This window comes from Vibrio sp. S11_S32, from assembly GCF_014694465.1.
In the GTDB taxonomy this organism is placed as follows: domain Bacteria; phylum Pseudomonadota; class Gammaproteobacteria; order Enterobacterales; family Vibrionaceae; genus Vibrio; species Vibrio algicola.
In genome coordinates, this window is sequence record NZ_JAAUWS010000013.1 from 60,913 (window position 1) to 71,597 (window position 10,685).

Below are 10,685 nucleotides of genomic sequence, written 5' to 3' on the forward strand. Positions count from 1 at the left end.
CGCCATCAAATGCCACCTTGCCGAGCGCTTCATTACCGATCATTGAAGTAATGCCTGCGCTATTACAAGCGATCGGTTCAAGCGAGCAAGTGATCTTAAAAGCGGCGCCAGGAGCGGGGAAGTCGACTCACCTGCCACTGTGCTTATTGCAGCAACAAGTCGGTGATGTGGCGCACTTGAGTGGTAAAATCATTATGATGGAGCCGCGACGATTAGCAGCGCGTAATATTGCGCATTATTTGGCTAAACAGCTTGGCGAAAGTGTTGGTGAAACGGTCGGTTACCGCATTAAAGGCGATTCTAAAGTCAGCGCCAAGACTCGGCTTGAGATTGTCACCGAAGGGGTAATGACCAAGATGATCCAATCCGATCCCGAGCTAAGCGGCATTGATCTGATTATTTTTGATGAATTCCATGAGCGTAGCATTCACGCCGATACCGCTTTGGCCTTTGGCTTGGAAGTGCAACAGGCATTGCGCGACGATCTTAAGATCTTGGTGATGTCCGCCACGCTCGACCAACAAGCTTTGTGTACCTTATTGCCCGATGCGCAATATATTGAATCACAAGGGCGTGGTTACCCGATTGAATACCATTATTCGCCATTAAAACCCAATGAATACCTAGTGCCACGTTTAGCTCAGTTGATCCCGCGTTGGATGGCGCAACAATCGGGCTCTATGTTGGTATTTCTGCCCGGTGTGGGCGATATTGTGCGGTTGCAACAAGCCTTAGTACAGCAAAAACAACACCATGCCAATTTAAATAATATCGATATTTGTCCTTTATACGGTCAACTTGATCATCAAGCGCAGCAAATGGCGATCCAACCGAGCATGAGAGGACGACGGAAGATCTGTTTGGCCACCAATATTGCCGAAACCAGCTTAACCATTGAAGGGATCCGTATGGTGATCGACTCTGGTCTTGAGCGCAGTGCTAAGTTTGATCCTAAAACCGGTATTACCAAGCTCGATCAACACATGATCGCGCAATCTTCGGCCGAGCAGCGCGCCGGACGAGCAGGGCGTTTAGAAGCGGGGATCTGCATTCGCTTATACAGCCAAGAAATGTTGCAACAACAAGTGAAAGTGCCGTTACCCGAAATTCTGCGCAGTGACTTAACCTCATTGCAAATGGAGCTTATTCAATGGGGTGCCTTGCAAGCCGATGAGCTGATGTGGTTGGATAATCCGCCGCAATCCAATTTATCTCAAGCCAAAGATTTACTGCAAACCTTAGGTTTACTCGATGTTAACGGGCAGTTGACCTCAATGGCCAAACTTAGCCAAGGGTTAGGTGTTGAACCAAGACTTGCCGCGATGATATTAAAGGCGCAAGCTTTAGGCGCTAAAACGGTGTCGGCAGCGATTGCGCTGGTGGCGTTATTAGAAGAGCCTGAAAAATCGGTACTTGATATCAGCCACAGTTTGCATCGTTGGCAGCAAAAATCGCACCCTAAAACGGTGCGTCTAAACCAACGTAGCCAACAACTGGCGAGTAAAATCAAGCAATTAAACATAAGTGCATTCAATAGTCAGTTTTCAGTGTCATCGGTCGATGCAGGATTATTTGGCGTCTGTGCAGCCATCGCGTTTCCCGATAGAATTGCGATGCAACGCGCCGGCTCGTTAGGTGAGTATATTCTGGCAAATGGTCATGGCGCCTCCATGCCAGAGCATGATGGATTAGCAGCAGAAGCGATGATTGTCGCGATAGATGTGATGCGTACCGTGGCAAATAAATTTTCGCCTGCCAGCGCGGTTAACAGCCAAATTTTTACTGCGGTTAGCATTGATGTGCGCGAAATACAAAACGAGTTACCGCATTTGATTCAAGCGAAAACTCAAGTGCAATGGGATGATAGTAAAGGTAAAATCATTGCCGAACAGCAGCAACGGATCGGTCAACTGGTATTAGAACGTCGCCGCTTGCCAAAACCGGAGCCAGAACTTATCACCTCGGCATTATTGGATTATATTCGCCGCAAAGGGTTGTCGGCGCTGCCTTGGAATGACAGCAGTAATAATTTATTACACCGCATGCGCAATGGGCGAGATTGGTTACCCAATGAAGCATGGCCATTATTAGACGATAGCGATCTTTTAGCACAACTCGAACATTGGCTGGCACCGTACATGCTAAACATAGAAACGGTCGCGCAATTAAAAAAGGTCAATCTAACCCAAGCCTTGTTGGCCTATTTAGCGTGGCCATTAAATAAATCTATCGATGAATGGTTGCCGACCCATTACACTTTGCCAACCGGAAATCGTAAAGCGATCCGCTATCAAGATAAGTCGCAGCCGGTGTTGTCGGTGCGAATGCAAGAAATGTTTGGTGAGTCGGATTCACCGTTGATCGCCCAAGGGCAAAAAAAGTTGGTGTTAGAGTTACTCTCACCGGCGCAAAGGCCATTACAAATCACGCAAGATTTAGCCGGTTTTTGGCAAGGCTCCTACAAAGAAGTGCAAAGAGAAATGAAAGGTCGATACCCAAAGCATGTGTGGCCAGATAACCCTGCAACACATGAGGCGACAGCGAAAACCAAGCGCAATTTTAACAAATAAAATAAAGGCATTAGATTGACGACTCCAAAAAAAAGCACCACCACAACCGCTAAGCGAAAAAGCAAAACCACGACTTCAACGCGTAAAGCGGGGCCGGCGCGTGGGCGTAAAACCAAGCCGAAGAAGCCGAAAAAAACCTTACTCAAAAAGTTATGGAGTATTGGTTGGAAGCTCGGTTTGGTGTTTATTGCATTTATGGTGGCAGCCGGTTTTTATTTTAATAATGTGGTGACCCAACGCTTTTCTGGTCAGCTATTTGAACTGCCTACCGTCGTGTACGCGCGAGTCTTAAATTTAGCGCCCGGCACTGAAATTTCGGTAGCCAAATTACGCCAAGAATTGGATGTATTGAATTACCGCAAAGTCGCCAACCCAATGCGGGAAGGGGAGTATTCGGCCTCATCAACCAAAATTGAGTTGATCCGCCGTCCGTTTGATTTTGAAAATGGCCCAGAGCCGGCGCGTCATGTGATGCTGTATTTCAAAGGCAATGAACTGAGCCGTATTCAATCATTAGACTCTAAAGCTGATCTAGGATTTTTACGTATCGAGCCTAAGATGCTGGGCATGCTCGAAGCAAAAAAATCTGAAACACGCTTATTTTTAAAGCGAGAGCAATTCCCTGAAGCGATGGTGCAAGCACTGCTTTCGACTGAGGACCGGAATTTTTACCATCACGGCGGTGTTTCACCCGTGGCGATTGCGCGTGCGTTTGTGGTGAATCTTAAAGCCGGTCGCGCAGTACAAGGAGGAAGTACTTTAACTCAACAGTTGGCTAAAAACTTATTCTTCAGCAGTGAAAAAACCTTCTGGCGTAAATTTAAAGAAGCCTATATTGCGATGATCTTAGATCATCGTTTTAGCAAAGATCGCATTTTAGAAGCCTATTTGAATGAGGTGTATTTAGGGCAAAATGGCGGCGAAGCGATCCACGGTTTTGCGTTAGCATCGCGCTATTACTTTGGCCAACCGTTGCAAGAATTGCGCATCGATCAGCTGGCGATGTTAGTTGGTATGGTGAAAGGACCATCGTATTACAATCCTGTTCGTCGCCCTGAACTGACTCAAGAACGCCGTGATTTGGTGCTTGAATTGATGATGCGTCAAAATATTTTAAGCCCAACTCAATATAATGACGCCGCCACTCGTCCGTTGGATCTGCAAAAAAATCCGCATCTTGGTCGTCGTCAGCCAGCCTATTTTGAGCAACTGCAAATTGAGCTAAAAGATAAAGTGGGTGATAAATTTAAAGCTGATACTGGTTTGCGTTTATTCACCACTCTTGATCCTGTTTCGCAAAGCTACCTAGAAGCGTCGGTGAAGCGCACATTGCCAAAACTGGAAAAACGTTCAGGTAAAGGTTTAGAAACCGCCGTAGTCGCGGTGGATCGTCAAACCGGAGAGATCCGCGCCATGGTGGGTGGACGTCAAGCGGGTTACGATGGCTTTAACCGCGCATTAAGTGCCAGCCGACAAATTGGCTCGTTGGCAAAACCGTCTGTTTACCTCACCGCATTAGAGCAAACCGATAAGTACAATTTAGCCACCACCTTGCCTGATAGGCCGATCACGCTGACCAATAAACAAGGCAAAAAATGGTCACCGAAAAACTACGACCGAAAATTCCGTGGTGAAGTGCCTTTGTATCAAGCGATGGCCAAATCGTTAAATGTGCCAACCGTGAACTTAGGCATGCAAGTTGGTATTCCTGCTGTGATGGATACTTTAGAAAAACTCGGCGTAGATAGACAAGAGATCCGTCCGGTTCCATCTATGTTTTTAGGTTCATATTCACTTACGCCATATCAAGTGGCGCAAATGTTCCAGACCATTACCAACTCAGGCAAACGTGCGCGCTTAACCGCGTTGCGTAATGTGACCGATGTGGATGGCAATGTGTTGTATCAAAGCGTGCCTAAAGCCTCGCAACAGGTGCCGCAACAAGCCGCTTGGCTCACTACCTACATTATGAAGCGAGTGGTGAGTGAAGGCACCAGTCGTTACCTGCAATCGAAATATGGTTGGGCAACGCTGGCGGCCAAAACCGGCACCAGTAACGATCTACGTGACAGTTGGTTTGTCGGGGTTGATGGGCGAGAAGTGGTGACCATTTGGACCGGGCGTGATGATAACAAGCCGACTAAATTAACCGGTGCCAGTGGTTCACTGCGTATTTATGCCGATTACTTATCACAACGTGCCCCAGAAAAACTGACCTTGCCGTGGCCTAAAAACATTGCCACTGATCACTTTGATGCCACTTCCGCTGGGGGTTATGAGCAAGATTGTTCTGGTAATATTGATTTGCCGATGTGGGATAAAAATGGTGAGATAAAAGATAAGTGTAACAATAGTCCGAAACGTTGGATTAAAGATTTGTTTAGCCTCTAAAAAAAGCAAATTAAAGTCAGTTAAATAGAGGCAAAAACATCCGGTTATGATTTAATGAGATGTTCAAGGTTGAATGACAAAGATAAGGATTATCGATTGAAACAGCGTCTTATTGACTATGCCTGGTGTTTATTGCCTATGTTGTTATTTAGCATAAGCACAGCATCGAATGCCGAAGAAATAATGGCAGATGGCCAGTCTCGCCCTACTATTGCAGTGGTGTTGGCGGGAGGCGGAGCTAAAGGCGCAGCGCATATTGGGGTGTTGAAAGCCTTAGAGGAAATGCGTATTCCGGTTGATATTGTTACCGGTACCAGTATGGGGTCGTATGTAGGCGGTCTTTATGCGCTAGGCATGGATGCGGATGAAATAGAAAAAACCTTATATGAAATTGACTGGAACTCCGGTTACCACGACCGAGTTGAGCGTAGTGAGCGGCGCATACGTGATAAAGTGTATGATGATCGTTACCAACTGCACACCGATCTTGGTTTGCGCTGGATTGGGGTTCAAGTGCCTAAAGGGGTAGTGCAAGGGCAAAATATGCTGCACATCCTGCGTCAAAGCACCAAAAATATTCCTGCATTTCGATCTTTTGATGATCTTCCTATTCACTATCGAGCAGTCGCCACCGATATCCTCGCCCTTAAACCTGTGGTACTAAAAGATGGTGAAATCGTGGATGCCATGATGGCCAGTATGTCGGTGCCAGGCGCACTCCCTCCGTATAAATATCGAGGTATGCTGCTGGTGGATGGCGGTGTGACCAATAATATGCCAGTCGATATTGCGCGAGAAATGGGCGCTGATATTATTATTGCGGTCGATATTAGTACCGATTATCTCACCGGAGACCAATTAACCACTTTTTTGACTGTCGGCAATCAACTCTCTAATTATTTGGTCCGTCGCAGCACTCAAGAGCAAAGTGAAAAACTGCATGATACGGATGTTTTACTTAAACCTCATGTGGGTAACATGTCGACCACCGATTTTGCTGAAATGCCAGAGGCGTTAAAGCAGGGCTATCAAGTAGCCGAACAAAATAAAAAAATCTTACAAGCCTACTCAATTCCAGAGTTAGATTATCTTGCTTATCAAAATAAAAAAAATGCCATTCGAGAAAAAATCCATAGCGGTTCGGATTTACAACTGGCGAAAGTGAATATCATCAATAACAGCCACTATAATGAAAAATTACTGCGTCATCGTTTAGATATTGAAGCAGGTGAAACCTATACCAGTGATGAGATAGAGACCAAAGTGCGGGATTTATATGCTTTAGACCGGTTTGAACGTATCTCGTATCAATATACCGAAACCGAAGATGGTAAAGCGGACCTCACGATTGATGTTAATGAAAAAGAATGGGGGCCTAATTATTTAGACTTTCGTTTCTCATTAGAAGATAACTTTAAAAACTCGAGTAAATATTCGATTGGTTTAACCAGCAACTTTACTGATCTTAGCGATGATGGTGCGGAACTCAGAACCAACTTTGAAATAGGAACGGATAAGCTTATCGGGTTTGAGTTGTATGTCCCGATGTCTTATAACCAGAATTTCTTCACCTCGTTTTCTGGCAGTTATAGCGATGAAAAATCGAGTATATTTATACCTAAAAACTCCCTCAACTCTAATTCTATCGATACGTCGACCAGTTTGTCTGATACTGAAAACTCATTACCAGTGGATTACATTCGCTGGGTTGGGGACATTGCACTCGGTTTTCAACCAACCTTATGGCAAGAGTTTCGAGTTGGGATCCGCTACACCGATGGCAACACATCGATTACCGGTCTGCCTGCTGCTGGAGATTATGATTATACTCGCCAAGGTGCGTATGTACGTTATCGTTTTGACACCTTAAATGATGTCAATTTTCCAACTAAAGGCTATTACGCGGATTTGCAGTATTTGTTGTCGCAAGATGAAACCGAAGATAGTGGGAATACCAGTAAAGATATCGTATCAGAAATTTCAGCCAAATTGATGGTGGCTGAACATTATAAAAAGCATTCATTAGTCGCTCAGGTGGAATATGAGACCATTGATAGCCGTCATGCGATAGTTCCTATTGCGCCGCGTGAACTCGGTGGTTTTCTTAATTTATCTGGCCTGCCTAAAGACAGTTTAACGGGCAGCAATAAAGCCTTTAGCAGTTTGGTTTATCGCTATAAATGGTTTGAGAATGATTTTGGTTTATTCCAATCGCCAGTTTATTTAGGTGCTTCATTAGAATATGGTGGTGTTTGGGTCGATCCTAATAAAAAACTTGATACCGATTCTATGTATTTTGCCGGCTCGCTCTTTACTGGCATTGATTCGCCTGTAGGGCCAATAATGTTAGCTTATGGACAAACAGAGCAAGGGTTCGAGTCCGTATATCTAATTGTTGGTTCTTCTTTTTGATAAAGGCGAATGCATGCGGATACATAAGGGTATACATAGGCAACTAAGATCGCCATAGTCGATATTGGCTAAATTTCAGTAAATTAGTTCCGATTTTGCAAGCGTGGTCAAACTCGCTGGATTTTAATGCTTCGTTAAATTTGTTATTATATTGTACAAAATATGGGCTCTATGTCGTATTTGAGTATGCATAATTAATCTTATTTTATTCATACTAAGTCGATAGGAAGTCAATTTCCAAGGATGTTCCCCTTCAATACACTCTAGAGAAAGGGCGAACCGCAATGAGAGGAAGAAGTCGTGCTTGAAGCTTACCGTAAACACGTCGAAGAGCGTGCTGCTGAAGGAATTGTCGCAAAACCTTTAGACGCAGAGCAGGTTGCTGCTCTGGTAGAATTGCTAAAAAATCCACCTCAAGGTGAAGAAAGCGTTCTTATCGATTTACTTGAAAACCGCATCCCACCAGGGGTAGATGAAGCGGCTTATGTTAAAGCTGGTTTTCTAACCGCTGTCGCCAAAGATGAAGCGCAATCGCCATTAATTAGCCGTGAAAAAGCGGCCGAACTGCTTGGCACCATGCAAGGCGGTTATAACATTGAACCCTTAATCAGCTTTTTAGACGATGATTTGCTTGCGCCGATCGCGGTTGAAGCCCTGTCTCATACTTTGTTGATGTTCGATTCTTTCCATGATGTTGAAGAAAAAGCCAAAGCGGGTAACGCTTCTGCGCAACAAGTTCTTCAAGCTTGGGCAGATGCAGATTGGTTCTTGAAAAAACCACAAACTGCTGACAAAGTGACATTAACCGTATTTAAAGTGACTGGCGAAACCAATACCGATGATCTGTCTCCTGCACCGGATGCATGGTCTCGTCCAGACATTCCATTACATGCTCTTGCGATGCTGAAAAATGCCCGCGAAGGTATCGAACCTGATCAAGCGGGCGAAATTGGCCCAATCAAACAAATTGAAGCGCTAAAAGAAAAAGGCCACCAATTAGTTTACGTTGGTGATGTTGTCGGTACCGGTTCTTCGCGTAAATCGGCGACTAACTCAGTGCTTTGGTTAATGGGGGATGATATTCCTTATGTGCCAAATAAACGTGCGGGTGGTTTCTGTCTTGGCGGTAAAATTGCACCGATCTTCTTTAATACCATGGAAGATGCTGGCGCGCTGCCGATTGAGCTTGATGTGTCTAAAATGGACATGGGTGATGTGATTGATATTTATCCGCACGACGGAAAAGTATGCAAACATGGCACTGATGAAGTGATTTCAACCTTTAAACTAAAAACCGATGTGCTTTATGATGAAGTGCGTGCCGGTGGACGTATTCCGTTGATCATTGGCCGCGGCTTAACCGATCGTGCGCGTACCGCATTAGATCTAGAGCCTTCTAAAGTCTTCCGTCGCCCAGTACCGGTAGCCGATTCAGGCAAAGGCTTTACCTTAGCGCAAAAAATGGTGGGTAAAGCATGTGGCGTAGCCGGTGTTCGCCCAGATACTTACTGTGAACCGAAAATGACGACGGTGGGCTCGCAAGATACTACTGGCCCTATGACGCGTGATGAACTTAAAGACTTAGCTTGTCTTGGTTTCTCAGCTGATTTAACCATGCAGTCGTTCTGTCATACTTCGGCTTACCCAAAACCTATTGATGTGAATACTCACCATACGCTACCTGATTTCATTATGAACCGTGGCGGCGTCGCACTGCGCCCTGGCGATGGTATCATTCACTCTTGGTTAAACCGTATGCTTCTGCCTGATACCGTTGGTACGGGTGGTGATTCGCATACACGTTTCCCATTAGGGATTTCATTCCCCGCTGGTTCTGGTTTAGTGGCCTTTGCTGCTGCGACTGGCGTTATGCCATTGGATATGCCGGAATCTATTTTGGTGCGCTTTAAAGGCGACATGCAACCGGGTATCACCTTGCGTGATTTGGTACATGCCATTCCTTATGTGGCGATCCAAAAAGGGCTATTAACCGTTGCTAAAGCGGGCAAAGTGAATGAGTTCTCTGGTCGTATTCTTGAGATCGAAGGTCTTGAGCATTTAACCATTGAGCAAGCGTTTGAATTATCCGATGCATCGGCTGAGCGTTCAGCAGCAGGTTGTACGGTTAAGTTATCGGAAGAGTCGATTGCTGAATACTTAAACTCGAACGTTGTAATGCTAAAATGGATGATCTCGGAAGGTTACGGCGATCGTCGTACTATCGAGCGCCGTATTAAAGCAATGGAAGAGTGGCTAGCCAACCCTGAGCTAATGAGCGCAGATAAAGACGCTGAATATGCTCATGTGATTGAGATTGATCTGGCCGATATTAAAGAGCCGGTTCTTTGTGCGCCAAACGATCCAGATGATGCGCGTTTATTGTCGGAAGTGCAGGGCACTCAAATTGATGAAGTGTTTATTGGTTCTTGCATGACTAACATCGGTCATTTCCGCGCCGCAGGTAAACTGCTAGAGAAGCACAAAGGTTCGCTTGATACGCGTCTTTGGGTTGCTCCGCCAACTAAGATGGACCGCGACCAACTCACCGAAGAAGGCTATTACGGCATCTTTGGTCGTGCTGGAGTACGTATTGAAACTCCGGGCTGTTCATTGTGTATGGGTAACCAAGCTCGAGTTGAAGACAGCGCAACGGTGATGTCGACCTCAACCCGTAACTTCCCGAACCGTTTGGGTACTGGTGCCAACGTGTATTTGGCCTCGGCTGAATTATCTGCCGTTGGTGCTATTTTAGGGCGTATTCCTACTATGGCGGAATACATGCAATATGCCGAGCAAATTAACGCCACCGCAGCCGATACTTATCGCTATTTGAACTTCCATAAAATGGCAAGCTACACCAAAAAAGCTGACACTGTGATTTTCCAAGAGCCAGCATAAGGCGCTTAGAGGTCAAGGTTTATAGAAGTTAGAAATACAAAAGCCGCTGAAATTTCAGCGGTTTTTTTTCGTTTGCCGAGAAAAGTTGGCAAACTTGTCTGCTTGCAAGACCGTAAAGTCCGCCGACTAAAGGAAAGATAATCTGAATGGCTAGGACGTTACTGGCTAACGGTAGAGTCTGAATTTCTAACTAAGTGGTACAAATTACTGTACTACTAAAATGCGGTTATCGAGAGTTTTAATCGGCAAGGATTACCAGATAGTTTTGATGATTGTAATCAACATTTCGTAAGCGTTCACCAGCACCCTATTGACAGGGCTGGTGAACGTTAAAAACCGAATACGTTTGGGTAGGGCTGTCGATTCGTCACGGCTGTGACGATTTCGGACACAACTGACCATGCTGAGAGGCCA

4 protein-coding genes are annotated in these 10,685 nt (G+C 45.4%); all 4 read left to right on the forward strand.

The window, feature by feature from the left end; genetic code table 11:
* The first annotated feature begins 17 nt into the window (after positions 1–17).
* Entirely contained in the window at positions 18–2,570 is a 2,553-nt protein-coding gene (gene hrpB, locus HC723_RS09005) for an ATP-dependent helicase HrpB (protein ID WP_274601935.1), read from the forward strand.
* A 9-nt stretch (positions 2,571–2,579) separates the two neighbouring features.
* A complete protein-coding gene (gene mrcB / locus HC723_RS09010) occupies positions 2,580–4,961 on the forward strand; it encodes a penicillin-binding protein 1B (protein WP_190338833.1) in 2,382 nt (793 codons plus the stop codon).
* A gap of 138 nt (positions 4,962–5,099) precedes the next feature.
* On the forward strand, positions 5,100–7,373 hold the full coding sequence (locus HC723_RS09015; protein ID WP_190338834.1) for a patatin-like phospholipase family protein: 2,274 nt from the start codon (positions 5,100–5,102) through the stop codon (positions 7,371–7,373).
* 300 nt (positions 7,374–7,673) lie between these two features.
* A complete protein-coding gene (acnB, locus tag HC723_RS09020; protein ID WP_190338828.1) occupies positions 7,674–10,271 on the forward strand; it encodes a bifunctional aconitate hydratase 2/2-methylisocitrate dehydratase in 2,598 nt (865 codons plus the stop codon).
* Positions 10,272–10,685: the final 414 nt, after the last annotated feature.